The sequence below is a fragment of the Synechococcus sp. PROS-U-1 genome (assembly GCF_014279755.1).
Classification (GTDB): domain Bacteria; phylum Cyanobacteriota; class Cyanobacteriia; order PCC-6307; family Cyanobiaceae; genus Parasynechococcus.
Genome location: NZ_CP047951.1, coordinates 873,838 through 896,676, shown reverse-complemented (window position 1 = coordinate 896,676; position 22,839 = coordinate 873,838). Strand labels below are relative to the sequence as shown.

General features: G+C 61.4%; 27 protein-coding genes and 3 tRNA genes. 19 read left to right on the top strand and 11 right to left on the bottom strand.

Annotated elements, in window-relative coordinates:
* Positions 1-40: 40 nt before the first annotated feature.
* The 3 genes from SynPROSU1_RS04805 to sodX are packed head-to-tail and all read left to right on the top strand — an operon-like array spanning position 41 to position 1,539.
* Positions 41-640 (top strand): FKBP-type peptidyl-prolyl cis-trans isomerase, encoded by a 600-nt coding sequence (locus SynPROSU1_RS04805; protein ID WP_186571718.1) that lies wholly within the window; start codon positions 41-43, stop codon positions 638-640.
* A gap of 42 nt (positions 641-682) precedes the next feature.
* The gene (sodN, locus tag SynPROSU1_RS04800) at positions 683-1,156 is read left to right on the top strand and encodes a superoxide dismutase, Ni (protein WP_186571717.1); all 474 of its coding nucleotides are present in this window, start codon (positions 683-685) and stop codon (positions 1,154-1,156) included.
* A gap of 50 nt (positions 1,157-1,206) precedes the next feature.
* The gene (gene sodX, locus SynPROSU1_RS04795; RefSeq protein ID WP_186571716.1) at positions 1,207-1,539 is read left to right on the top strand and encodes a nickel-type superoxide dismutase maturation protease; all 333 of its coding nucleotides are present in this window, start codon (positions 1,207-1,209) and stop codon (positions 1,537-1,539) included.
* Here sodX and SynPROSU1_RS04790 read toward each other — a convergent pair.
* Positions 1,522-2,190: a hydantoin utilization protein A gene (locus tag SynPROSU1_RS04790; protein WP_186571715.1), complete on the bottom strand. Its 669-nt coding sequence runs from the start codon at positions 2,188-2,190 to the stop codon at positions 1,522-1,524. The genes sodX and SynPROSU1_RS04790 overlap by 18 nt on opposite strands.
* 67 nt (positions 2,191-2,257) lie before the next feature.
* On the opposite strand from SynPROSU1_RS04790, the gene SynPROSU1_RS04785 reads away from it, so the two are divergent.
* The 7 genes from SynPROSU1_RS04785 to SynPROSU1_RS04755 are packed head-to-tail and all read left to right on the top strand — an operon-like array spanning position 2,258 to position 6,304.
* The gene (locus SynPROSU1_RS04785; RefSeq protein WP_255444799.1) at positions 2,258-2,644 is read left to right on the top strand and encodes a cation:proton antiporter subunit C; all 387 of its coding nucleotides are present in this window, start codon (positions 2,258-2,260) and stop codon (positions 2,642-2,644) included.
* Positions 2,635-4,161, top strand: coding sequence for a proton-conducting transporter membrane subunit (locus SynPROSU1_RS04780; RefSeq protein ID WP_186571714.1), 1,527 nt, complete (start codon positions 2,635-2,637; stop codon positions 4,159-4,161). The genes SynPROSU1_RS04785 and SynPROSU1_RS04780 overlap by 10 nt, the downstream gene beginning before the upstream one ends.
* Entirely contained in the window at positions 4,158-4,553 is a 396-nt protein-coding gene (locus SynPROSU1_RS04775) for a hypothetical protein (RefSeq protein ID WP_186571713.1), read from the top strand. The genes SynPROSU1_RS04780 and SynPROSU1_RS04775 overlap by 4 nt, the downstream gene beginning before the upstream one ends.
* Complete coding sequence (locus SynPROSU1_RS04770) at positions 4,550-4,804, top strand: hypothetical protein (protein WP_186571712.1); 255 nt, start codon at positions 4,550-4,552, stop codon at positions 4,802-4,804. The genes SynPROSU1_RS04775 and SynPROSU1_RS04770 overlap by 4 nt, the downstream gene beginning before the upstream one ends.
* On the top strand, positions 4,801-5,121 hold the full coding sequence (locus tag SynPROSU1_RS04765; protein WP_186571711.1) for a monovalent cation/H(+) antiporter subunit G: 321 nt from the start codon (positions 4,801-4,803) through the stop codon (positions 5,119-5,121). Before SynPROSU1_RS04770 ends, SynPROSU1_RS04765 begins: the two co-directional genes overlap by 4 nt.
* On the top strand, positions 5,118-5,624 hold the full coding sequence (locus SynPROSU1_RS04760; RefSeq protein ID WP_186571710.1) for a hydrogenase subunit MbhD domain-containing protein: 507 nt from the start codon (positions 5,118-5,120) through the stop codon (positions 5,622-5,624). Before SynPROSU1_RS04765 ends, SynPROSU1_RS04760 begins: the two co-directional genes overlap by 4 nt.
* Positions 5,621-6,304: an MnhB domain-containing protein gene (locus SynPROSU1_RS04755; RefSeq protein WP_186571709.1), complete on the top strand. Its 684-nt coding sequence runs from the start codon at positions 5,621-5,623 to the stop codon at positions 6,302-6,304. Before SynPROSU1_RS04760 ends, SynPROSU1_RS04755 begins: the two co-directional genes overlap by 4 nt.
* On the opposite strand, the gene trpC is transcribed toward SynPROSU1_RS04755, so the two are convergent.
* From trpC to SynPROSU1_RS04730, 5 genes are all read right to left on the bottom strand, one after another.
* Positions 6,301-7,185 carry an indole-3-glycerol phosphate synthase TrpC gene (gene trpC / locus SynPROSU1_RS04750; RefSeq protein ID WP_186571708.1) on the bottom strand — a complete coding sequence of 295 codons (885 nt, stop codon included), beginning with the start codon at positions 7,183-7,185 and terminating at the stop codon, positions 6,301-6,303. The two genes, SynPROSU1_RS04755 and trpC, sit on opposite strands and share 4 nt — an antisense overlap.
* Before the next feature lie 41 nt (positions 7,186-7,226).
* Entirely contained in the window at positions 7,227-8,669 is a 1,443-nt protein-coding gene (gene lpdA / locus SynPROSU1_RS04745) for a dihydrolipoyl dehydrogenase (protein WP_186571707.1), read from the bottom strand.
* Positions 8,666-9,499 carry an RNA methyltransferase gene (locus SynPROSU1_RS04740; protein WP_186572247.1) on the bottom strand — a complete coding sequence of 278 codons (834 nt, stop codon included), beginning with the start codon at positions 9,497-9,499 and terminating at the stop codon, positions 8,666-8,668. Before SynPROSU1_RS04740 ends, lpdA begins: the two co-directional genes overlap by 4 nt.
* A 26-nt stretch (positions 9,500-9,525) precedes the next feature.
* Positions 9,526-9,774 (bottom strand): hypothetical protein, encoded by a 249-nt coding sequence (locus SynPROSU1_RS04735; RefSeq protein WP_186572246.1) that lies wholly within the window; start codon positions 9,772-9,774, stop codon positions 9,526-9,528.
* Between the two features lie 35 nt (positions 9,775-9,809).
* Positions 9,810-9,893: transfer RNA gene (locus SynPROSU1_RS04730), tRNA-Leu, on the bottom strand.
* A 150-nt stretch (positions 9,894-10,043) separates the two neighbouring features.
* Here SynPROSU1_RS04730 and murA point away from each other — a divergent pair.
* The 5 genes from murA to SynPROSU1_RS04705 all read left to right on the top strand — a co-directional run bounded on the left by murA (position 10,044) and on the right by SynPROSU1_RS04705 (position 14,413).
* Positions 10,044-11,345: a UDP-N-acetylglucosamine 1-carboxyvinyltransferase gene (murA, locus tag SynPROSU1_RS04725; protein ID WP_186571706.1), complete on the top strand. Its 1,302-nt coding sequence runs from the start codon at positions 10,044-10,046 to the stop codon at positions 11,343-11,345.
* 33 nt (positions 11,346-11,378) lie between these two features.
* A tRNA-Leu gene (locus SynPROSU1_RS04720) sits at positions 11,379-11,461 on the top strand.
* A gap of 13 nt (positions 11,462-11,474) precedes the next feature.
* Positions 11,475-12,656 carry an aspartate aminotransferase family protein gene (locus SynPROSU1_RS04715; RefSeq protein WP_186571705.1) on the top strand — a complete coding sequence of 394 codons (1,182 nt, stop codon included), beginning with the start codon at positions 11,475-11,477 and terminating at the stop codon, positions 12,654-12,656.
* Positions 12,657-13,871: a folylpolyglutamate synthase/dihydrofolate synthase family protein gene (locus SynPROSU1_RS04710; RefSeq protein WP_186571704.1), complete on the top strand. Its 1,215-nt coding sequence runs from the start codon at positions 12,657-12,659 to the stop codon at positions 13,869-13,871.
* Between the two features lie 68 nt (positions 13,872-13,939).
* Complete coding sequence (locus tag SynPROSU1_RS04705; protein WP_255444886.1) at positions 13,940-14,413, top strand: pentapeptide repeat-containing protein; 474 nt, start codon at positions 13,940-13,942, stop codon at positions 14,411-14,413.
* 3 nt (positions 14,414-14,416) lie between these two features.
* Here SynPROSU1_RS04705 and SynPROSU1_RS04700 read toward each other — a convergent pair whose 3' ends face one another.
* From SynPROSU1_RS04700 to SynPROSU1_RS04690, 3 genes are read right to left on the bottom strand one after another with little or no spacing between them, the layout of a single operon-like run.
* Complete coding sequence (locus tag SynPROSU1_RS04700; protein WP_186572245.1) at positions 14,417-15,766, bottom strand: FAD-binding oxidoreductase; 1,350 nt, start codon at positions 15,764-15,766, stop codon at positions 14,417-14,419.
* Positions 15,767-15,784: 18 nt separating this feature from the next.
* Positions 15,785-17,065 carry an amidohydrolase family protein gene (locus tag SynPROSU1_RS04695; protein ID WP_186571702.1) on the bottom strand — a complete coding sequence of 427 codons (1,281 nt, stop codon included), beginning with the start codon at positions 17,063-17,065 and terminating at the stop codon, positions 15,785-15,787.
* A complete protein-coding gene (locus tag SynPROSU1_RS04690) occupies positions 17,062-17,430 on the bottom strand; it encodes a DUF4359 domain-containing protein (protein ID WP_186572244.1) in 369 nt (122 codons plus the stop codon). The genes SynPROSU1_RS04695 and SynPROSU1_RS04690 overlap by 4 nt, the downstream gene beginning before the upstream one ends.
* 105 nt (positions 17,431-17,535) lie before the next feature.
* Here SynPROSU1_RS04690 and SynPROSU1_RS04685 point away from each other — a divergent pair.
* Positions 17,536-17,608 (top strand) — tRNA-His (locus SynPROSU1_RS04685).
* Positions 17,609-17,613: 5 nt separating this feature from the next.
* Here the strand turns inward: SynPROSU1_RS04685 and SynPROSU1_RS04680 are convergent.
* Entirely contained in the window at positions 17,614-18,696 is a 1,083-nt protein-coding gene (locus SynPROSU1_RS04680; RefSeq protein WP_186571701.1) for a DUF1611 domain-containing protein, read from the bottom strand.
* Positions 18,697-18,736: 40 nt separating this feature from the next.
* Positions 18,737-19,822 (bottom strand): dipeptide epimerase, encoded by a 1,086-nt coding sequence (locus tag SynPROSU1_RS04675; RefSeq protein WP_186572243.1) that lies wholly within the window; start codon positions 19,820-19,822, stop codon positions 18,737-18,739.
* Between the two features lie 74 nt (positions 19,823-19,896).
* On the opposite strand from SynPROSU1_RS04675, the gene miaB reads away from it, so the two are divergent.
* From miaB to SynPROSU1_RS04660, 3 genes are read left to right on the top strand one after another with little or no spacing between them, the layout of a single operon-like run.
* Positions 19,897-21,291: a tRNA (N6-isopentenyl adenosine(37)-C2)-methylthiotransferase MiaB gene (gene miaB, locus SynPROSU1_RS04670; RefSeq protein WP_186571700.1), complete on the top strand. Its 1,395-nt coding sequence runs from the start codon at positions 19,897-19,899 to the stop codon at positions 21,289-21,291.
* Between the two features lie 51 nt (positions 21,292-21,342).
* On the top strand, positions 21,343-22,395 hold the full coding sequence (locus tag SynPROSU1_RS04665; RefSeq protein ID WP_186571699.1) for a D-alanine--D-alanine ligase family protein: 1,053 nt from the start codon (positions 21,343-21,345) through the stop codon (positions 22,393-22,395).
* A gap of 23 nt (positions 22,396-22,418) precedes the next feature.
* Positions 22,419-22,829 carry a hypothetical protein gene (locus SynPROSU1_RS04660; RefSeq protein WP_186571698.1) on the top strand — a complete coding sequence of 137 codons (411 nt, stop codon included), beginning with the start codon at positions 22,419-22,421 and terminating at the stop codon, positions 22,827-22,829.
* Positions 22,830-22,839 lie beyond the last annotated feature (10 nt).

The following is a 22,839-nucleotide window of genomic DNA, read 5'->3' as shown; positions in this document are numbered from 1 at the left end:
GCGGACCGGAGGCCAGAATTAGACCAAAAGAAGCCTTTCCGTGCGCGACATCATCATCAGCACAACGGTCTGCGTGGCCTGCCTTCTCCTGGCATTGGTCAGCCAGATCGTGGCCCCTTCCACCGTTGCAGCCGCCTCCGTGCAGCCGGCTGCCGTTCGGTCCGAAGCTTCGAAACCCCAGCGGGCGTTGAGCTTCGAACTCGACCCCGACGACCCCAACCCAACCCTGTTCGCCATGGCCAACGATTCCGCTCGCGCTGACGCTTCGGCCCTCGGCGGTCCCCTCGATGCTCCGGACACCACCATCACAGCCAGTGGTCTGAAAATCACTGAGCTGGAGGTGGGTACAGGTGAGGAGGCAAGTCCAGGCCAGACGGTGGTGGTGCACTACCGCGGCACCCTGGAGGACGGACAGCAGTTCGATGCCAGCTACGACCGGGGCACCCCCTTCAGCTTCCCTCTGGGTGCTGGCCGGGTGATCAAAGGCTGGGATGAAGGTGTCGCCGGAATGAAAGTGGGCGGCAAACGCAAGCTGGTGATCCCCTCCGACCTGGCCTATGGCACCCGCGGCGCCGGTGGGGTGATTCCTCCCAATGCAACCTTGATCTTTGAGGTGGAACTGCTCGACGTAAAGAAGTAAGCGGAAGCTAGGCTCAAACCAAGCCAATTCCGCTCTGAACCGATGCTGCGCACGGCCCTTTCCGCCCTTGCATGTGCACTCCCTGCCCCCGTGGCAGAAGCCCATTGCGACGGTCCTTGTGGTGTTTACGACCCCGCTTCTGCTCGTGTAGCAGCCGAAGCAGTGCTGTCCATGACCAAAAAGCTGAAGGCTCTTGAAGCCCCTGCCGCTGGTGATGCTGCTGCCCTGGCCGCCTACAACAACACCTTCGGCCGCTTTGTCGCCATCAAGGAAGAGGAAACACAGAAGACCAAGAAAGAGCTGCTGATCCTCTGGACCGACTACTTCAAGCCCGACCATCTGGCCACCTTCCCTGATCTGCACGACACCTTCTGGAAAGCCGCCAAGCTCTGCAGCGCCTGCAAGGTGAACATCGATCAAGCCAAGGCAGAAGAGCTGATGGCCGCCGTTGAAAAAATCCACGGCATGTTCTGGCAGTCCAAGGGACGTTCCGACGCCTGGGTCACCGCATCCTGAGTTCGAACAGGTCCAACCCTTCCATTGCAGCAGCAGGTCTTCGGGACCTGTTGCTGCTTTTTTGTGGGCGAAGGCTGCTGTTGCGCATCGAAGGACGATCGATGCAGCCAGCCCTTCAACCGGGAGACCGTGTTCTGGTCAGGCGTCTGGGCTCGAACCCCATTCTCCGCGTGGGATCCGTGCTCGTGACATGGCATCCGCAGCGCACCAACCTTCGCCTGATCAAACGCCTGAACAGGTTGGACAGCACGGGGCTGTGGTTGCTGGGAGACAACCCAGCCGAAAGCACCGACAGCCGCCAACTCGGACCAGTGGCGACAAGCCTGCTGATCGGAGAGGTGGTGGGTCGGCTCCCCAGCAGGGGATCAGAACAAGGCCGGTGAGGTCTTCTGGAGCCAGAGGGCTCCGGTGACGATCGAAAGAGCTCCAGTGCCACCCACGAGGAAAGGCATCAGTCGAGCACCGCTGCGGACCGTAAGGAACGACACCACAGACACGACAGCCACCATGGCGCCGATGGATCCAAGCAGGTACGCCACCAGATAGCCCACTGCCGCATGGGGCGGCAGCGCCAAAGCTGGGATCACCGCCAACAGGTGACTGGCCCCCGCCAGGCCATGCAGCAAGCCGAGTCCAGAGGAGGCGTGAACGTGGCGCCGGTGGTTGCTGGCACCGCGCACATGCAGATGGAGGTGACGATGCTCGGTGGAACCGTCATGACGATGCTCATGGGTGTGCAGTTCAAGCCCGAACGCGGTGCGAACCGCCAGGGCTCCCACCACCAGCAGGGCCACACCCACCAGAAATTCCGCCCAGGACGACATGGCTTCGACGTGGGCCAGGTCTTTGAGGCCAATGGCGATCAGGGCAAGAACCACGACGCCGGCGGAGTGACCGGCCCCCCAGGCCATGGCATGCCGAAAGGCCGACAGAGGCTTGTTCAGGGAGAAGGGCGCCATCGCCACCAGGTGATCAGCACCACCCACCACATGCACGGCCCCGGCGGCAATGCCGGTCAAAAGGCTAATCAGCACAAAGAACCGCCTGAATATCCCGATTCTGCATCAGCAGTTGTGAGGCTGTTCGTGCCATACGATCCTGTTGAACCAGGAGACGGTGGTGCAACTGTCACCCATTGCCCCCATCGGTACGGCTGTGATCACCGTGCTGATCGGCTTGAGCGGATTCACGCTGCGACGAAGTCTGCTCTCCAAACTCTTCGCCATCGATGTCGCAGCAACAGGCATTGTCACTTTGTTCATTTTGGTGGCCTCCAGAACTGGTGTTGCCTCGCCCATCGTTGTGGATGCTCAATTTGTCGATTCATACATTGCGGATCCCTTTCCACAGGGCGTCATCCTCACTGCGATCGTGATCGGCTTTTCGGTGGAGGCCCTGGCTCTGGTGCTGCTTCGGCACATGGCCCGTGAGCATCCGCTGCTTCGTGTTGATGACTTCGACAACGAGGTCGTCGAACCATGGCCGTGAACAGCGTCGTCATCGGATGGTTGCTGCTTCCAGCCATCGCAGCATTTGTGGCCGGCCTGAGCCCAAGGCTGGGGAGGCCTTTGTTGTGGGCGGTGCCTCTACTGAGCCTGTGCGTGGCTCTCAATTTTTTAGGGCCCAACGCATCGCTCCTGCCCCTCAACATCAGCACGAATCCAGCGGTCACCCTCCAACTGGATACGCAGCAACTTCCGTTTGTGCTTCTCAACGCGCTTGTGCTGCTCTCCATCGCCCTGCAACAACAACGGCAGCACAACGATCACCTTCAACCTGTTTTGCTGTTGGTGCTGCATGGTGCCCTCAACTCGATTTACCTCGCAGCTGATCTGGTCAGCATTTACGTCGCAATCGAATTGATCTCGATCGTGAGTTTCCTGCTGATGGTGGATCTCAAGCGTCGAGCCACGCTCTGGGTTGCCTTCCGCTACCTGATGTTGGGTGATCTGGCGATGTTGCTCTTCCTGCTGGGTGTGTTGGTGGTTTACGCCAAGACAGGATCATTTGCCATCGACGCGGCGGCAACTGCACCTGGGGTCGCCATCCTGTTGATCCTGGTTGGTTTGTTGATCAAGTCAGAAGCCTTTCTTCCAGGGTTCTGGCTGCCAAAAACCCATGCCGCCATCTCCGCAGAAATCTCAGCCCTTCTGTCGGGCAGCGTGGTGACAGCCGGCATCGCCCCCCTCAGCCGACTTGGCCTGATCAACGTCCAGGCCGCCCAGCTTTTGCTGGTTTTAGGGCTGTTGAGCGTTGTGATCGGCGGTGTAGCGGCCCTGGTGCAAAACGACATCAAGCGGCTGCTGGCCTGGAGCACGGTGTCTCAAATGGGATTTGCACTGATCGTTCCCCCAGTCGCCGGCCTCTATGCCTTGTCCCATGGGCTGGGAAAAGCCGCTCTCTTTCTCGCCGCAGGCGGACTCCCTCATCGGTCCATCCGCACCCTGCAACAGACAGGGATCCACGGGCGCCTCGGTTGGCCGATGCTGCTCGCCAGCCTTGCGTTGATTGGTCTCCCCCTCAGCCTGGGCTACGGAGCCAAGACTGCACTCGTCCAACTCCTACCCATGCCGCTAGCCGCAGTGGTGGGCTGGCTTGGCGTGATCACGGCACTGGTTTTGTTCAAGCTCCTACCCGATCGCTGGCCGAGCCCATCAGCCAAAGACGCGAGCAGCGGCCAACTCAGCACTGACCTGCCAAATACTCAGCTTGCGGGCACGGATACAGCAATCAGAGTGCGCGGCATCTGGTTGCTGTGCATCGCACTCTTTGTTCTCCCCTTAGTGCTACAGCAGCCCCTCGGCCTGAGTGCGTCTTCCCTGCTGAAACTGGCGCTCATGCTGGGCATGGCAGTTGTCGGAGAACGACTAATCCGGCCAGCACTACGGATCTGGACACCACCCGATCTGGAAAATTTCAAATCCATCGTGCTGGCCATCGGCATCACATTGCTGGTGGGGACTGCGATCAACAGCAACGTCTCCACGGGAGCTTCACTGCCATGAAACGAACAACAACACCGCTTCAGATCGCCGGAACATTGGTCGCCTGGCTCCTGCTCACAGCCAGCCTGAGCACGCTCAATGTCCTGATCGGTTTAGGCATTGGTCTGCTGCTGCCGCCCCTAACCCTCCGCAAAACCAACCGCGGCAACCTGATCGCCATGCTCCGGCTGATTCCCGGAACAACACTCCAAGGCATTCGGGAAGGCCTCACCCTGCCGCTCCAAGGGCTCCGAAGTCGACCGGATATCAGTGAGGATCCTTGGCCTCAATGGGCACAGCGGGACCCGATGCTGCGGTTTGGCTGGTTGGTGATGGTCTCATTCACCCCAAAAACATTGGTTTTGGGAACCAGTACAGACACGGTACGAACCCACCTGGAGAAAGTGTCATGACTCCAACGGAACTTGCCCTCGATCTGATGGAGCTTGCTGCGCTCCTCGCCACGCTGGCTCTCGTCGTAACCAGTTGCCGAATGTCGCGGATCGCCTGCCTGGGCAGCCTGTCCGTTCGACTTTCGGTCATTCTTCTGGTTCTTTCCGTCATCCGAGATGACTGGATGCTGGGTTTGGTCGCGGTGATCAGCCTGATCAGTGGTGATGCCGGACTCGTTCTTCTGGCCCGCTGGGCGGGAGACAAGCCATGAACACGGTCCTTTCCATTCTGGCCTGGTGCTTGATTGGGCTTGGCATCTTGCTCTGGTTCTGGGGAACGATTCCCCTGCTCTTGCGCCGGTCGATCTTCTTTCGACTTCATGCCCTCACGGTTTCCGACACCATCGGCTCCCTATTGATCGTGGGCGGCCTGCTGCTACTCCGCAGCCGTGAATGGCCCTTGCTGCTGCTCAGTCTTGTCAGCCTTGTGCTGTGGAATTCCACCTTCAGCATCGTTTTGAGTCGCTTGGCAGCAGAGGACGCAACCGATCCTCAAACCGGGGTTCTGCAGGAGGAGGCCATCCGATGACTCCCTCTTACGTCATCCCACCCCTCCTGGGCATCCCCCTGATTGGCCTGGCCCTTGTGCGTTGTGACGATCCCTGGAAAGCCCTTGTCTTACGAAGCAGTCTGGGTGGCTTCGCTTCTCTGCTATTCGCCACATATGGCGCTGTAGATGTGGCCGTCACTGAAGCCCTTGTGGGCACGTTGCTCTCCACGTTGCTCTATACCGTCGCAATCAAAAGCACCACCACATTCCGACTCCTCCAACATCCCCAAGCCTCGATGGCCCCTGAGCAAGAGCAACAGCTCAGACGACTTCTTTCCATGGTGGGGCTGCGTCTCGAACTCATTGGAATCGCCCCGTCTTCAGCAACTGGTGACCTTCATGCAGCCTTCATCCGGAACCATGAGAACCAGCCCACGGTTCTCATCCGGCATAGCTCCTTACTGGCCGAGCTCACCGCCCGTGATTCCCACGCCGTCAGGGAGATGAATCTCATTCTGGATCCCTCTCTCGGAAGCCGATGATCGCGTCAATCATCCCCCTACTTGCCTTACTCGGTCTGCTGATCACGCTGACCAGCACAGGGCTCGGACTGGTGCAAGGGATGGAACAGGTCGTTCCTGCCCCGCTTTCTGTCAATGCACTGGTGGATCAGTTCGGCGTACCAAACGTGGTCACGCCCATCGTTCTGGATCTCAGGCTTTACGACACTGTCGGCGAAGTGATTGTCTTCACATTGGCCTCAATGGGCGTGCATCACCTCTTGAGCAGCGAAACGGCCGAACACGATCTCAAACCAGCCGACGACGAAGCGGCGGTGGTTCTCTTCCGCCTCGGCGCCGTTCTCAACACATTGATCGCCGTCGAACTCGCCGTGCGAGGTCACTTGAGCCCAGGTGGTGGATTTGCCGCTGGAGTTGCAGGAGGGACTGCACTCGCTCTTGTGCTTTTGTTCGGCGGCTCCGCTGAGGCAACGGGGGCTTATCGCAGGATTCACGCCGAGACGCTTGAAGAAAGCGCTGTGCTGATCTTCATCGTGCTGAGCCTGTTGCTGCTGGAGGGGTTCAATCTGCCCAGCGGAGAGTACGGGGCTGTCCTCAGTGGTGGATTGCTTCCCATCCTCAATATTCTTGTTGGGCTGAAAGTGACCCTGGGTTCATGGGGAATGATCCAGCGGTTTCTCACGACCAACCAGCTGCATTAGCCATTCATGAGCTGAAGCAGAGCCTCCTCAACATCTGGCTGCCGCATCAAGGCTTCTCCCACCAACACCGCTGCTGCACCGGCGGCCTGAACCCGATCAAGATCAGCTCTACTGAACAGACCCGACTCACTCACAAGCAGTGCATCCTCTTGCTTCAACCGGTCGTTGAAGTCGTTCAACAGCCGCTCGGTCGTACCCAGATCCGTTTCGAAGCTGGTGAGATCGCGGTTGTTGATCCCGATCAGTGGGAAGCCACCAATGCTGAGAACCCTGTCCAGTTCGGTGGCGTCGTGGACTTCCACCAACACCGTGAGGTCCAGAGCCGCTGCGGCCTTGTTGAGATAACGAAGATCCTGGTCCGACAGGATGGCCGCGATCAGCAGCACCGCATCAGCGCCCGCTGCCCGGGCCTGAAACAGCTGATATGGACTCAGCACAAACTCTTTGCAGAGCAGAGGAAGGTCAACCGCCTGGCGGACCTCCACCAAGACATCGAAGCCCCCCTGAAAAAAAGTCTTGTCGGTGAGCACCGACAGGCAACTTGCACCGCCAGCTGCATAGGCCTTGGCGATCGCAACCGGATCGAAATCCTCACGAATCACTCCTTTGCTGGGACTCGCTTTTTTCACCTCAGCGATCACCGCCGGTGTCTTAGCGGCAGACCGAAGAGCCCCCAGGAAATCCTTCGTGGCAGGCAACTTGGCAATCTGCTGCTTCAGGTTGTCCAGGGGGACCTTGTCGCGGGCCACATCGATCTCACGATCTTTTGCCCAGACAATTTTTTCGAGGATGTGACGCGGCTCCTCGTCATCGTGAGGAACCGCATATTCAAGATGGGCCACCCGCACCTTGGGGTTGGGGGGACGACGGCGGATCTCCATGGAACAGGGGAAAAGCTTGAACGAGAAACGGGTGCGCGGGATCAGGCAGCTACTTGGGCGGCAGCCTGCTTGTAAGCAACCTCCACCACCTCGCTGAGGGTTGGGTGGGTGTGGACTTCGGTGGCGAGCTGACGCACGCTCTGACGGCGGGCAACGGCATTGGCCACCTCCTGGATCAGATCGGCGGCGTGAAGGCCATAGATGTGGGCCCCCAGCACTTCACCACTGGACTTGTTGAAGAGCAGCTTCATCAGGCCGTCACTGTCCAGCTCAGCCAAAGCTTTGGAATTGGCCTTGAAGTAGCTGCGAACGGAACCGAGCTGGAAGCCATCCTTCTCGGCTAAAGCTTTGGCATCCGCCTCGGTCAGGCCAACAGAGCTGATCTCGGGATGGGTGAAGGTGGCTGCCGGAATGCTGCGGTAATCGATCTCACGCGCATGGCCAAGGATGTTGTCCACGGCAACGGTGCCTTGGGCAGCAGCGGTGTGGGCCAGCATCAGCTTGCCTGTCACATCTCCGACGGCCCAGAGATGGGGAACAGGCTGGTCGTTGACCAAGACCCGCATGGCGTCGTCGATCGGGACGAAGCCGCGGTTCGTCTCTACATTTAGCGACTCCAAGTTGAGGCCCTTGCTGCTGGGAACACGCCCTGTCGCCACCAGAACGGCATCCACCTCAAGGGTCTCCACCAATTCACGGCTGTTGAAATCAGCCAGTTCGATCTGCACCGGACAGCCTGGGGTGACCTTGCGGGCCAGCAGACCGGAACGTGCATCGATATCGCGACCATCAATCAGATGACGCCCAGCGATCTTGGCGATGTCGGGATCAAAGGTGGGCATCACCTTGTCCATGGCCTCGATCATCGTCACTTCGCAACCGAGGGCGGTGTACACATCAGCGAATTCAAGGCCGATGTAACCGCTGCCGATGATCGCGATCCAGCGGGGCAGCCATTCCAGGTTGATGGCCTCGTCACTGGTGAAAACCGTGCTGCCATCGGTTTCGATGCCCGGCGGCACAAAGGGATCAGACCCCGTGGCGATGATCACGTCCTTAGCGGTCAGAACCCTGTCGACACCGCTGGGTTCCCGCAGCCCGACTCTCTGGCTGCCCTCGAGACGGCCATGCCCCCTGAGGATCGTCACCCCAGCCCGTTCCAGGGTCTTGGTGAGGTTGGTCCGAATGGTTTGAACGAGCTGATTGGCGTGGTCGGCGATCTTTTGCCGCTCGAAACGCACGGGAGCGGCATGAATGCCGAAGCTCGATAGGTGCTTGTCGTCAGCCAGCTCCCGCACCTTGCCGCTGGCGGCCAGCAGGGCCTTGGAGGGAACGCAGCCCCGGTTCACACAAGTGCCTCCCATGTCGCGGGATTCAACAATCGCTGTCTTCAGGCCATGATCTGCGGAGTGCTTGGCGGCATCGAAGCCGCCGTAGCCGGCACCAATGACGATGACGTCGAAGTCGAAGCTGGCGTCGCTCACCCGAACTGCTGCGATGTGGCGGTCATTGTCGCTCTTCGCCGCTCCAGGAGGAGAGGAACGGCCGCAGACGCCACATTCAGGGATTCAACGCGTGAGCTGTGGGGCAACGTGACGGCATGGGTACAGCAGGCCTGCAGATCCGGATGAAGTCCTGCACCCTCGGTACCCAGCACCAGCGCCGTCGGCCGTCTCCAGTCGAGATCCCAGTAAGGAGAAGGCAGCTCACCCTTCGTCTGCTCCGGCACCAGAGTGGCCACCACCTGCAATCCCCTCTCGACCAGCTGTTTCAGCGCCTGCTGAAGCTGTGGGATTGCCTTGTCTTCGCCGGGACCAAAGCGTTCATGCGGCAGTTGAAGCAGAGCACCAGCAGACGCCCGCAGAACTTTCGTGCCAAGGGGGTCGACACCACCGCCCATCCAGACCGCGTTCACATCAGCGGCAAGCGCCGTCCTCAACAAGGTGCCTAGATTGCCGGGATCCTGAATGCGATCCAGAGCCAGGACAAAGTCCAGCTCCGAGGGGACAGGGGGCAGACCATCCAGTTGGCTCAAGCAGGCGACGCCGTCTGGTGTGACCGTTGTCAACGCTGCCCGCAACACCTCATCGGTGACAATCCGCCATTGCACCGGAGCACAGCGTTCGGCAAGCCCTGGATGCCGTTGCAGCCAGACCTCGGTGGCGATGATTTCTAGAGGTGACCCACCCCTCATCAGAAGCTCCTGCAAGAGATGGGTGCCCTCCAGAAGCAACAGACCTTCGGCCTCACGCCCAACACGGGTGGCCAAGCTTCGAAGACGCTTCACTAATGGATTGCGTCGGCTGCTGATCAGGGGTGAGGAGGAATCCAGAGAACGAATCAGAACGCTGCGTGTTTGCGCACGTTCAATCCCTTGTGAACGCTCAGATTTTCACCTTCAAGTTCAAGCCCATTAATGGCTGCGATTTCGCCTTTAATCCCTTCCGCTGCAAGATTTTCAATCAGCTTCTTGATCACCTGATCTTCCACAGTTGTGTGATCAATAGAATCGGGGGTCAGCAGCTCAATAAACTTTCCAACCTTGGAAGCGACTACCTCCGAGGCGTTGGAGATCTTGAGAACGATCATTGTTGCCGGGAGAAGCTTGACTTCCGACAAACTAGTGCGGATGGGGAGACTTGAACTCCCACGATGTTGCCACCACTAGTACCTGAAACTAGCGCGTCTACCAATTCCGCCACATCCGCTGGCGTGTCGAGTTTCGACCGAAAGAACATAGGGCATCGCCGATCTCAGGCTCCAACGGCTCGACAGCAAACTGTCCAGTTTGAACGCCGGCCGTCTAGACGGTCTCAAAAACTATTGGCAAACTCCGCTTATCGGGGATCAGCCAATTGATGATGGCCGTTGCAGAAGCGTCTCAAGAGGGTCTCAAGCAGCGCTTGAACGTCAATGGCGGCAGCAGCCTTAGCGGCACACTCCGCGTTAGTGGCGCCAAGAACTCGGCGCTGGTGCTGATGACGGCAAGCCTGTTGAGTCAGGACATCGTGGAGCTCACCAATATCCCCTCCCTTACTGACATCGATGGCATGAGCGCCATCCTCGAATCCCTGGGGGTTCAAGTTGATCGTGGGTCCGACCGGATTCGCCTCACCGCAGCTGAGCTCAGCGGCTCAGCCCCGCCCTATGAGCTAGTCAACAGCCTTCGAGCCAGTTTCTTCAGCATCGGACCTCTGCTGGGACGACTGGGACACGCCAGGGTTCCTCTTCCCGGTGGATGCCGCATTGGGGCACGTCCCGTCGTCGAACACATTCGCGGTCTGAAAGCCCTCGGCGCCATTGTCAATGTCGAGCACGGGATCGTCACGGCATCCGTGCCGGGCAGCAAAAAACGCCTGACGGGTGCACAGATCGTGCTCGATTGCCCCAGCGTTGGAGCCACGGAAACCATCTTGATGGCCGCCGTTTTGGCGGAAGGGGTCTCAACGATTGAAAACGCCGCCCAGGAGCCTGAAGTGCAGGACCTGGCCAACCTGCTCAACACCATGGGAGCTCGCGTCACCGGAGCCGGTGGCCCGGTGATCACCGTTGAAGGTGTGGAACAGCTTCAGGGTTGCAGCAACTATCCGGTCATTCCTGATCGGATCGAAGCCGGAACCTTTCTGATGGCTGCGGCAATCACGCGCTCGAAACTGGTGGTGGAACCTGTCATTCCAGAGCATCTCAGTGCTGTGATTCAGAAGCTCCGGGATTGCGGCTGCACCATCGACATCAATGGAAGGTCCGTCACGGTCACACCAGGTGAGATCACCGCTGTAGACATCACCACCCAACCTTTCCCAGGGTTCCCAACCGATCTTCAGGCACCGTTCATGGCCCTGATGTGCACGGCCAAAGGAACAAGTGTGATCAGCGAAAAGATCTACGAAAACCGGCTTCAGCATGTCGCCGAGTTGCAGCGCATGGGAGCATCCATCCGTCTCAAGGGCAGCACCGCCATCGTTGAAGGGGTGGCCCAGCTCAGCGGTGCACCTGTCACCGGCACCGACCTTCGTGCAGCCGCTGCCATGGTGCTGGCAGGCCTTTCCGCCAAAGGCATCACCGAGGTGGCTGGCCTGAAACACCTCGACAGAGGTTACGACGACCTCGAAAGCAAGCTCAGCGCAGTGGGTGCTGAGGTGAAGCGCAACATCCCCTGAAACGGGGCCCTTCAATCAATACAATCCCTGTGCGGGAGCCTGGCGGAATTGGTAGACGCAGCTGACTCAAAATCAGCCGGCCACTGGTCTTGGGGGTTCAAGTCCCCCGGCTCCCATCCATCCGCTGTGATGAACACCTACGGCCGTTTCCCTCTGGCTTTGGCCAAAGGGAAGGGCTGCTGGGTCAAAGACACACAAGGTCGGAGATACCTCGATGCTGTCGCTGGTATCGCGACCTGCACACTGGGCCACAGCGACAGAGCGATGTACCAAGCTCTGCGCAAACAGCTCGGACGCCTTCAACACGTCTCGAATCTCTATCGGATTCCTGAACAGGAGCAGCTCGCCAGCTGGCTGGTGAACCACAGCTGTGCCGACAGCGTTTTTTTCTGCAATTCCGGCGCGGAAGCCAACGAAGCCGCGATCAAATTGGCCCGCAAACACGGCCATCAACGCCGAGGCATCAAGCAACCCGTGATTCTCACGGCGGCAGCCAGCTTCCACGGCCGCACCCTCGCTGCTGTCACCGCCACCGGTCAACCCAAGTACCACAAGGGTTTTGAGCCCATGGTGCCCGGGTTTGATTACTTCCCTTACAACGATCTGACGGCCCTGGAAGCCCTGATCAACAGCCATGAGCAAGCAGGCCCTTCCATCGCGGCTGTGCTGGTGGAACCCCTCCAGGGGGAAGGTGGTGTTAATCCAGGCAACCGCGCGTTCTTCTCACGCTTGCGCGAGATCTGTACCCAGCGGAACATCCTGCTGATCCTGGACGAGGTTCAGGTGGGCATGGGGCGGAGCGGCCGCCTGTGGGGCTACGAACAACTGGGCATCACCCCTGACGCCTTCACCCTGGCCAAGGGGCTGGGCGGTGGCCATGCCATCGGAGCCTTGCTGGTGAATGCCTCGGCTGATGTGTTCGAACCTGGCGACCACGCCAGCACCTTCGGTGGCAATCCCTTCGCCTGCCGAGCCGGATTGACAGTGGCTACCGAGATCGAACGACGGGATCTGCTGAACAACGTCACAGCCAGAGGTGAACAACTGCGTGACGGGCTCCAGGAGCTGGTGCACTGCTTCCCTGAGCACCTGCAAAGCGTGCGGGGCTGGGGCCTGCTGCAAGGCATCGTGATCCGGGAGGGCAGCAGTTGGACGGCCCCCCAGCTGGCAAAAGCCGCCATCGATCACGGCCTGCTGCTGGTGGCGGCCGGCCCCTCCGTGCTGCGCATGGTGCCCCCTCTGACCATCAACAAGCGCGAGATCCGCGAACTACTGCGCCGTCTGGCGGCGACCCTCTCCAGCTTCAGCTGAGTGGACGATCTCTCTGATCTGATCCCACGCTTTGACCTGCGTGGCATGGATCTGCAGTTGGATCGCATGCAGGCGGCCCTCAACGACCTCAATCACCCCTGTCAGTCGGTTCCTGCGATTCAGGTGATCGGCACCAACGGCAAGGGATCCATCGTCAGTTTTCTGGAAGCAGCCCTGTGCACCGCCGGACTCCGTTGCGGAGTCACCACCTCCCCGCACCTGGTGAGCTGGTGCGAACGCATCCGGATCCAAGGAGAACCAATTGCGGTGGAAACGCTGCGATGCCAGTTGCAGGACCTGCAGCCCCTCAACGCACGGCATCGGCTGACGCCCTTTGAACTGCTCGTGACCGCAGCCTTTGTGGAGTTTCAGCGGGGCGCCTGCGAACTCCTGGTGCTGGAAGTAGGCCTGGGGGGACGGCTTGACGCGACCACAGCACATCCCTGCCGTCCCGTCATTGCAGTCGCCAGCATCGGGCTGGATCACTGCGAACACCTGGGGGACAACCTCACCGCCATCGCGATGGAGAAAGCAGCAGCGATCCCGCCTCACGCCACCGTGATCAGTGGGGCACAAGATCCCGCTGTGCAGGCCGTCCTGGAGGAGACCTGCCGGAAGCAGCAGGCCAACCTGCAGTGGGTGAAGCCCCTGGCACCGTCATGGCAGCTGGGTCTTCCGGGGGAGATTCAACAAAGCAACGCCGCTGTGGCCCTGGGTGCATTGCAGGCCTTGTGCGGGGTGGGCTGGACGCTGCCTGAAGCCGTGATCCGTGAGGGCTTTTCAGCAGCCCGCTGGCCCGGCCGCCTGCAGACGGTGCGTTGGGGAGAGCATCAGCTTCGCCTTGATGGAGCCCACAATCCACCCGCCGCCCGGCAACTGGCCCAGGAACGAAACAAGTGGCGCGACGAATCTCTGGGTGTGGTCTGGATCCTGGCCATTCAGGCCCACAAGGACGCTGTCGCCATGCTCCAGGCCTTGCTACAGCCCCATGACCAGGCCTGGATTCTTCCAGTACCGGGCCACAAGAGCTGGTGCCGAGCAGCGCTGCTCCAGGATCTGCCCCGGCTCAGCCACCAGCTGCAGGAAGCCGACAGCCTTGAAACCGTGCTGCACCAACTCAACAGCGATGGATGGCCAACTCCGATGCCGATTGTTGCCGGATCGCTCTATCTGATCGGTGACCTGTTCGCTCGCAACGTTGTAACGGCAGAGTGAACGCAGCTTGCGCGCGGACTGTGCTGCGAATTTCCTGGCTGCTGAGCCTTCTTCTGCCCCTCTTGCTCATGGGAGCTCCGGCCCAAGCCCTGGACACCTCCACGGGGGTGGGCCTGCAGGACCGGGCCCTGTTCCAGGAAAAAGTGGACTACACGCTCACCAACCAAACCAACGGAGACTTCGAAGGCCAGAACCTGGCCAACACCTCCTTTGCGGGAGCCGTGGGCCGTGGGGCGAATTTCCGAAGCGCCAACCTGCACGGGGCGATCCTCACCCAGGGGGCTTTCGCCGAAGCGGATTTCCAAGGCGCTGATCTCTCCGATGCCCTGATGGATCGCGCCGACTTCGTCGCCACTGATTTACGCAACGCCGTCCTCACCGGGATCATTGCTTCTGGAAGCAGCTTCAGCAATGCACAGATCGAGGGGGCCGACTTCACCGATGCCCTGCTCGATCGCGATGATCAACGCCGGCTCTGCCGCGAGGCCGATGGCATCAACCCCAGCACCGGAGTCGCCACCTTCGACAGCCTCGGTTGCTGATCCTCAGGATCGCTCCTCCCAGCCCCGCAGCTTGCCGGGATTGAGCAGACCTGCCGGATCAAAGCGGTGCTTGGCCGCCACCTGATCAGCATCGATCACGCCGAGGCCGCCATCCTCCACCGTGATCACGTGGGGGTTGAACAGCACGGCACCCGCAGATTTGCAGTCGTCCATCAACCGGTTCAGCGGCTCCGCCCCCTGCCAGCGCACCAGTGGCAGGGCAGCCAAACGGGGACGGCCCTGCTGGCACACCAGCTCGAGATGCCAGATCAGGGCATCTCCCCAGCGCTCCTTCAACGCCGCCATTGCCGGGGCCTCCGGCTGCGGCAACAACATTTGGAGGTAGGTCCACCCTGGCTCTGAAGAACGAACATGCAGGGTCGTGTGGTTCCAGCTCAGTTCGCGCAATCCATTGCCCCCGGAGAGATCCTCGGGCCCGAGATCCCGCAGGGTGGCGCCGGCTGACTGGGCCATCCGTTGCAGGCTATTGAGCCCATCGGGCGCGACGAGCAACAGCAGCCGATGCGCAGGGACGGCAGGGCCACCCCAACTGGGCATCCGCGGCAGCAGCGGCTGCTCCAGGAGGGTGGCCAGATGAAGATCCACAGCGGATGCCGCGATCCTGTGCATCAGCTCGATTGCCTGCTCCCAGCCCGGGCAGTCCACACTCACCTGATGCCAGTTGACCGCTGGGGCGGTGGCCAGGCTGAGGGCCGTGATAATGCCGTTGGTGCCATAAGCATGGTTCAACGCTTCGGCGTCCATCTCACCGATCTGATGGCGTTGGGCATCCGCGCGCAGCGGCACGACCTCAAGCCCCAGCAGATGGCCTGGATCCCGCAGAAAACCCCAGCGCAAGGAACCGATGCCACCCGAGCCACCCGCAACGAAGCCGCCGATGGTGGCGCTACGCCAGGTGCTGGGCATCAAGCGAAGCTGGCGCCCATGCCGGCGTAGCTCCTGATCCAGATCGCGCATCACACAGCCCGGTTCCACGGTCACCACCCCGGTCGCCGCATCCAACGATCGGATCTGACGCAGGGCCGTGGTGAGCATCACCACGCCCCCTTCCAAAGGCACACACTGGCCGTAGTTCCCGGTCCCGGAGCCGCGCAGGGTCAGAGGAACCTGGTGCTCAGCGCAAGCCGAAGCCAGCCGTTCAACGGCCTCCACCGTGCGGGGGCGGACCACCAACTCAGCACGACAGCTCTCCAGCCGGGGCGTGAGGACGGGGGAGTACTCGAAGGCATCCCGGGAATGGCGCTGAAGCTCAGCCGGTTCACTCAACAGCTCCAGCTCAGAAACAGCGCTGAGGGCTTGCCGCAAGGCGATTAAGGCTTCGGCACGACCCATAACGTGGCTGAACACTAGTCAGGGTCTAGCGCCCGATGACGTCAGCCAGTGGCCTTTCACGAGAACCTGGCGCTGCGGAGGGCAGCGGATCAGATCCGACCATCCCTGGCCCTCGATGCAAATCAGATCGGCAGGAGCACCGGCCCGCAGCACCCCATCCCACTCCAGCTGAAGAATCGCTGACGGTGCCGTGGTGAAGGGGGCCAGACCCAGGCGCTGCCAGGGCAACAGCTGGGTCAACGGCATCGACGCGGCCAGCAGGGCCAAGGGATCGAAGTCGCCTCCGGGGAACCAGGGGTCAGCCACGTTGTCTCCCGCCACCGCCACCGGAACACCACAGCGTTGCAACTGACGGATCGGGGCCTGCGGACGCTGAAGCGGAGTGGCACCCTCCGATCGCGCCAGCAACCAGGCATTGGTGAGGGGCAGTGCAATGACGCGAAGCTGTACTGCCGCCATGTGCTCTGCCAACCGCAACAGGCGTGGCGCCGGCAGCAGCGAAAGACTGCTGGCATGGCTGCAGGTGACAGGAACCTGCACCGGCACGCGCCGCAGAGCCTTGAGAAGCTGAACCATGCCCTCGGCCGGACCATGATCGGCCTCATCGATATGCAGATCGACGCCGCAGCTGTAACGATCAGCAAGACGCAACAGGCGCTCCAACTGATGCGTCACCTCAGCCGATCCACAGGGAGGGGTGAGGACACCGCCAAGGCACCCGCCACTGGCGGCCACACGACGCGCCAGAGCATCCGCTTCAGCTGACCCCCAGAACGCCAGGGGCACCAACGCCACCAGCTGAAGATCGATGCGGCTGCGCCAGCGTTGCTGAAGGGTGAGCAATGCATCCCAGCTGGGCTCGGCACCGGGGCCACCACTGTCGACATGGCTGCGCACGGCGCGCAGACCATGGCCGTAGGCCCTCTTCAATGCACGCTCGCCGCGTTGGAGAACCGATCCCACGGTTCGCGTGTTGTGCTCCTGCAGGTTGGCGTCCAGAGCACCCCCATAACTGCCCCTGAGGTTGGGATGGTCCTGCCAGGTGTAGGCCTTGTCCAAATGAACATGGCAGTCCACCAATCGCGGCAGCACCATCCGAGACGGTGGCGATTGATCAGTGGTCAAAGGCTTCAGCTCACACAGGCGCCCCTGATGCCAGGCGAGACGCACAGGCGTCAGCCCCTGCGTCTCGACGACTGGCACGGGTGTTGCAGGGTCGAAATCAAGCAGTCCAAGGGGAACCCAAGCATCAAGGACACCGCTTCCCGGCTGGAACTCAAGCGACGGAGCGTCCGTCACTCCGGCGCACCGTTGCTTGCGTCGGTTCTGAGAATCACAAAACGTCCCGCCACTCCAAGGGTCAGCACATCGAAGCCAGGCAGGCGCAGCCCCGGCAGCAACTCCTTTCCTCCCATGCGGGTGGAATACAAGCTGGCCACTACCAGGTTGCGACGGGTGGTGAACTGACCGGCCAGCGCCGCCAGAGCATCCCGTTGGGATGCAATCAATTCAGGGCAATTGCGAATCCACAGACGCAGCACCATCGGCAGGGTTGGTGCGTCACAGAGTTCCTTGGTGCCCAACTTGACCAACTGGGCTCCGGCATGGGCCTCGTAGTCGTCCAGGGAGGGATTGGAGAACACCAGAGACAGCACGCCGGCCATGGCGACACCCCCCGTCAACAGCGCCAGGGCAGGCACACGTTGCGGACGCGATAAAGGGGACACCAGGCAGGCTGCGGCTCGTGTTGGTAGATTCTCACGGACGCGGCGGGCGTCGCCAAGTGGTTAAGGCAGCGGCTTGTGGCGCCGCTATTCGGGGGTTCGAATCCCCTCGCTCGCCCTTTTTCAAAAACTCATGAAGGCTTTGAGCAGAGGCTCGGCGCCCCAGCGAATGGGATCTGTGCATGGCAAGCCAAGCGTCTGACTCAATCGATCAACCTCGATCGTGGCCTGATCCTCATCGAGGCGTGCGGTGTTGAGGGCGACGGCAGCCACCTTGGCTGAAGTGCCTGCGCCATCAGGCCGTGCCCAACTCGCCAAGGCTTCCGTGGTGGCCACCAAGGCCGCGAGGTCGGGGAGAGGAATCTGAGGCAGTCGATCGATGGTCTGCTGGCCAGCCCGATGCACGAGCAAGAGGGCGGTTGGCTGGGCTCCGCGCAACAGGGGGAGGGTCGCGGTTGAGGCGGGGTGACACAACGACCCCTGCCCCTCAACAAGCACGAGGCCCTGCTCCGGCAGAGCATCCGCCGCCCGAAGCACCGCCGCCTCCACCGCACCGGCGGCGTAATCGACGCGAACAGCATCCAGGGCAACCCCTTCTCCACTGATCAGAATTCCCGCCTGTCCCGTCCCAACAAAGCGCGAGGGAATGCCGGAACTCTGGGCCGCCTCCAGCAAAGCCAGGCAGGCGCTCATCTTTCCCACCGCCATGTCGGTTCCAACCGCCAAAAGGCGTTGACAGGGAAGCGCTGCAGCCCGTGCCTGGCCGATACCGAGAGCCTCCGGCTCCCGCCGCAGATCCCAGATCCAGCGGTCTGGCCAGCAGGCTGCACCCAATTCCGGATCCTCAGCCAGTCGAGTGTGAAGTCCGCTGGCGAGGTGAAGGCCTGCGCGCAACGCCTCCAGGACATCGTGACGAACAGGGTCCGGCAGTCTCCCTCCAGAGGGAGCCAGACCAATCACAGCAGCCTCCGGCTGGTAGGGAAGAGCCGCGGCCAAATCCGACACCACCGGCACGTCACGCGCAATGCCGGTGATCTGCTGCAGAGACTGGCCGGCATGGTCGGGATCGATCACCGCGACGATCGGGCCGGCACGGTGGCGCAGCATGGCCAGCCCGGTCTTCCCGGTGAGACTGGCTAAACAGCCGTGTTGGAGCAGCACCAACCGCATGTCTCGAAATCCTGGCGGCGCCTGAATCCCGCTCATAAAGCTGCCGTGCTTTCACGCACACCGATAGCAGTGCAGCTCAAGGCCTGTCTGCTTTGGGGCGAATCCCCAATCCGCACGTCGAAGAAGGGACCAGCTGATCACCGTGCAACGCCAGCCCAGCGAATGGATCGTCAACCAGGTTGAGATGGCTGTCGAGATCGGGCCAACGGATGAAGGGCAGCAACTGGGCCGCTGCACCATTCAGTAGAGAGCTGTCGGAATAACAGCCCACCATCAGATCCAGCCCCTTCCGCTGCGCCACTTGGGCCATCAGCAGGGCCTGAGTGAGGCCACCGGTCTTCAGCAGCTTGAGATTCACACCGTCCACTACTGGAGCCAGACGCAGCAGATCCTCCAAATCCCAGCAGCTTTCATCCGCCACCAAAGGCATCGGACAGTGCGGATGCAGCTGCATGAAGCCTGCCGTGTCCCGCGCCGGATCCAGATCAGGAGCAAGGGGTTGCTCCAACAGGACCACCTTGAAAGAAGCCAGGGACTCCAACATCCGCTTGGCCTGTTCCAGGGTCCAGCCACCGTTGGCATCCACCTGGAGTTCAATCGCCACACCCTGCAGCTGGGATCGCTCCGTGATGGCCTGGGCCACTGCCTTCAGCAGGCTTCTGTCGTGGTCCAACCCATCGGGGCTCCCCAGCTTGAGTTTGACCCGCGTCGCGGGAAGCTGAGTCCACCAGCGGTGAAGACGATCCAGCACCGCAGCCTCAGAGGCCAGTCCCAGGGTGACGCTGGTGGCCACCCCCTCGGCCGCATCCAAACCCCAGAGCCGCCACAGCGGATGGCCGAGCCGTTGGCCATACCAGTCCCATAAGGCCAGATCGATGGCACAACGGGCCGGCGGACTCAGGGGCGCCAGCAAGGGCTCGAACCGTTGCGGTCGGCTGGGATCCAACGCATCGAGTTGCGGCAGCAGCGCAAGCAGCTCCTGTTCCACAGCCTCGAGAGCAAAGGCACGGTGACCGGTCTCGAATCCACCGGTCTCGCCGCGACCGATCAGCCCATCCCGGTCAAGCCTGAGTTCCAATCGCACCACGGAGGCTGTGGTGCCACGGCTGATCGTGAGGGGAACAGCCTTGGTGAGCGAAAACCGTTGCAGGGCCCAGCCCATCACCACCCGACCACCAATCCCCAAACTGACACAACACCGCTGTGACTCACACTGAGAAGGCTTGAGCTCGAGACTTGGTCGCCTCCGCCCCCCTCACCACTGACGCCACCGCCCAGCCCCAGCGGGGCAGCTACTGGATCACCACCTTCGGCTGCCAGATGAACAAGGCGGATTCTGAACGGATGGCGGGAATCCTGGAGGCCATGGGCTACCAGGAGGCGTCGGCCGAACTCGATGCCGATCTGGTGCTCTACAACACCTGCACCATCCGGGACAACGCCGAGCAGAAGGTGTACAGCTACCTGGGCAGACAGGCCCAGAGAAAACGCAGCAATCCCAATCTCACCCTGGTGGTGGCGGGCTGTGTTGCCCAGCAGGAGGGCGAATCCCTGCTCAGGCGGGTGCCGGAGCTGGATCTGGTGATGGGTCCGCAGCACGCGAATCGCCTCGAGACCCTGCTGCTGCAGGTGAACAGCGGTCAGCAGGTGGTCGCCACCGAAGACCACCACATCCTTGAAGACATCACCACCGCGCGACGGGACAGCAGCATCTGCGGCTGGGTGAACGTGATCTACGGCTGCAACGAACGCTGCACCTACTGCGTGGTGCCCTCCGTGCGCGGCAAAGAACAATCGCGGCTGCCCCAGGCGATCCAGCTGGAAATGGAGGGGCTCGCGGCCCAGGGCTACAAGGAGATCACCCTGCTCGGCCAGAACATTGATGCCTACGGCCGTGATCTGCCGGGCATCACGCCAGAGGGTCGCCGCCAGCACACCCTCACCGATCTGCTCCACCACGTTCACGACGTGGAGGGCATTGAACGGATCCGTTTTGCCACCAGCCATCCGCGCTACTTCACCGAACGGCTGATCGATGCCTGCGCCGACCTGCCCAAGCTCTGCGAGCACTTCCACATTCCTTTCCAGAGCGGCGACAACGACGTGCTCCAGGCCATGGCTCGGGGGTACACCGTGGAGCGCTACCGGCGGATCATCGACCGCATCCGTGAGCGCATGCCCGATGCCTCCCTCAGCGCCGATGTCATTGTCGCCTTCCCAGGCGAAACCGATGCGCAATTCCGCCGCACCCTCGATCTGATCGGGGAGATCGGCTTCGACCAGGTGAATACGGCGGCCTATTCACCCCGGCCCAACACCCCGGCCGCCGACTGGGACAACCAGCTGCCGGAGGAGGTGAAGGTGGAACGCCTGCGTGAAATCAATGCCTTGGTGGAACGCTGCGCCCGCAAGGCCAATGCCCGCTACGCCGGACGCACCGAGGAGGTGCTGGCGGAAGGCATCAACCCCAAGGACCCATCGCAACTCATGGGGCGAACCAGAACCAACCGGCTGACCTTCTTCAGCGCCACCGGACCAGATGGTCACGCCTACAGAGCCGGCGATCTCGTGCAGGTGCGCATCGATGCGGTGCGCTCCTTTTCACTCAGCGGCAACCCCCTGCCCCACTGAGCACAACGCTGATACCTTTGGCGCTCCCACTGCTCAGGGGTCGCAGCAGACATGCCGTCCAGTCCCATCACGGTCGGGCTCGTTTTCGGAGGCCGCTCTGGAGAACACGACGTTTCGATCCGATCCGCGGCGACCGTCGTCCGCGGCCTGCGCAGCGGGCGCAACACAGAGCGCTACACCGTGCTGGCGATTTACATCGACCGGGATGGTCGCTGGTGGGGAACGGATCTTGCCGAGACCACCCTGGCCTCCGAAACAGCGCCGGACCTCAACTCTCCACCGCAGCCTTCAGGATTCCAAGGGTTCCCTGAAGGCTGCGATGCGGTGGACATCTGGTATCCGGTTCTGCATGGTCCCAATGGTGAGGATGGAACCATTCAGGGGTTGTTCCAGCTGACCGGCAAACCCTTCGTGGGTGCTGGAGTTCTGGGATCAGCCGTGAGCATGGACAAACAGGCGATGAAGTCTGCGTTTGCCAGCGCCGGGCTGTCTCAAGTGCCCTATGTCTCACTTCTGGCATCCGAGCTCGGGGAGCCCAGCAGTCGATCCGCACTCCTGGATCGGATTGAAACGGAACTGAATTACCCCTGCTTCGTGAAGCCCGCCAATCTTGGTTCCTCCGTTGGCATCAGCAAAGTGCGTTCGCGCACGGAACTCGAGGCTGGCCTCACCCAGGCAGCAGGGCTCGACCCCAGGGTTGTGGTGGAGCAAGGCGTCAACGCCAGGGAAGTGGAATGTGCGGTGCTAGGAGGCCGCAGCTTGGAAGCGTCCGTGGTCGGCGAGGTGCGTTTCGATGCGGACTGGTACGACTACGAGACCAAATACACCGCTGGGCGCAGCACCACATTAATTCCTGCCCCTCTGCCGGATCAAGTCAGTGAACGCATCCGCTCACAGGCCTTGCAGGCCTGTGATGCCGTAGGCGTCAACGGTATGGGACGGGTTGATTTCTTCTACGACGACGCAACCGATCAGCTGTGGATCAATGAAATCAACACCCTGCCCGGCTTCACGGCCCAGAGCATGTTCCCCATGCTCTGGGAGGCCAGTGGCTTAACACTCGAGCAGTTGGTTCACCAACTGATCCAAACAGCAGGAGAATGAACACAGCGTCCTTCGCCTGACCCATGAGCCACGGACTGCTCTGGTTTCCACTTTTGCTGGCCTTTGTCCTGCTGGCCTCGCTTGGATGGCTGGAACGGCGGCGTCAAAACCTTTTTCGGAGCTGGGCCGAAGGCTCGGAACTGGCCAAGTTGGACGGTTGCGGTGGTGCCCGACTGAAAGACGGGGAACTGCACTGGAGCAGCTTCGAGGCCGGCAAGTTTCAAGATCAAGGCTCGTTTGACGTCTGCAGGCTTGAGCTTGTGGAACTGATGTCGCTGGCCTCCGGCGATGCCCCCCTCACGGATGAATCCCAGGGACGCTGTCGGCTGCGGCTCATCGGAAAGGACCTGCAGATGGATGTTCCCTTCTCCGACGCCGACCGCGCTCGCAGCTGGGGTGAGCAATTAATGGCACGGGCACGGTGCGACCTTTGAGCCGGATCAG

What these genes read in the sequence shown, in the direction of transcription:
- SynPROSU1_RS04770 (WP_186571712.1), top strand. Translation starts at nt 4,550, where the DNA reads ATGACTCCAACGGAACTTGCCCTCGATCTGATGGAGCTTGCTGCGCTC.
- SynPROSU1_RS04760 (WP_186571710.1), top strand. Translation starts at nt 5,118, where the DNA reads ATGACTCCCTCTTACGTCATCCCACCCCTCCTGGGCATCCCCCTGATT.
- SynPROSU1_RS04780 (WP_186571714.1), top strand. Translation starts at nt 2,635, where the DNA reads ATGGCCGTGAACAGCGTCGTCATCGGATGGTTGCTGCTTCCAGCCATC.
- SynPROSU1_RS04735 (WP_186572246.1), bottom strand. Translation starts at nt 9,774, where the DNA reads ATGATCGTTCTCAAGATCTCCAACGCCTCGGAGGTAGTCGCTTCCAAG.
- SynPROSU1_RS04755 (WP_186571709.1), top strand. Translation starts at nt 5,621, where the DNA reads ATGATCGCGTCAATCATCCCCCTACTTGCCTTACTCGGTCTGCTGATC.
- SynPROSU1_RS04675 (WP_186572243.1), bottom strand. Translation starts at nt 19,822, where the DNA reads ATGGGCTGGGCCCTGCAACGGTTTTCGCTCACCAAGGCTGTTCCCCTC.
- SynPROSU1_RS04680 (WP_186571701.1), bottom strand. Translation starts at nt 18,696, where the DNA reads ATGAGCGGGATTCAGGCGCCGCCAGGATTTCGAGACATGCGGTTGGTG.
- SynPROSU1_RS04660 (WP_186571698.1), top strand. Translation starts at nt 22,419, where the DNA reads ATGAGCCACGGACTGCTCTGGTTTCCACTTTTGCTGGCCTTTGTCCTG.
- trpC (WP_186571708.1), bottom strand. Translation starts at nt 7,185, where the DNA reads ATGGAGATCCGCCGTCGTCCCCCCAACCCCAAGGTGCGGGTGGCCCAT.
- SynPROSU1_RS04665 (WP_186571699.1), top strand. Translation starts at nt 21,343, where the DNA reads ATGCCGTCCAGTCCCATCACGGTCGGGCTCGTTTTCGGAGGCCGCTCT.
- SynPROSU1_RS04690 (WP_186572244.1), bottom strand. Translation starts at nt 17,430, where the DNA reads ATGGCCGGCGTGCTGTCTCTGGTGTTCTCCAATCCCTCCCTGGACGAC.
- SynPROSU1_RS04715 (WP_186571705.1), top strand. Translation starts at nt 11,475, where the DNA reads ATGAACACCTACGGCCGTTTCCCTCTGGCTTTGGCCAAAGGGAAGGGC.
- SynPROSU1_RS04700 (WP_186572245.1), bottom strand. Translation starts at nt 15,766, where the DNA reads ATGGGTCGTGCCGAAGCCTTAATCGCCTTGCGGCAAGCCCTCAGCGCT.
- sodN (WP_186571717.1), top strand. Translation starts at nt 683, where the DNA reads ATGCTGCGCACGGCCCTTTCCGCCCTTGCATGTGCACTCCCTGCCCCC.
- SynPROSU1_RS04775 (WP_186571713.1), top strand. Translation starts at nt 4,158, where the DNA reads ATGAAACGAACAACAACACCGCTTCAGATCGCCGGAACATTGGTCGCC.
- SynPROSU1_RS04705 (WP_255444886.1), top strand. Translation starts at nt 13,940, where the DNA reads ATGGGAGCTCCGGCCCAAGCCCTGGACACCTCCACGGGGGTGGGCCTG.
- SynPROSU1_RS04765 (WP_186571711.1), top strand. Translation starts at nt 4,801, where the DNA reads ATGAACACGGTCCTTTCCATTCTGGCCTGGTGCTTGATTGGGCTTGGC.
- murA (WP_186571706.1), top strand. Translation starts at nt 10,044, where the DNA reads ATGATGGCCGTTGCAGAAGCGTCTCAAGAGGGTCTCAAGCAGCGCTTG.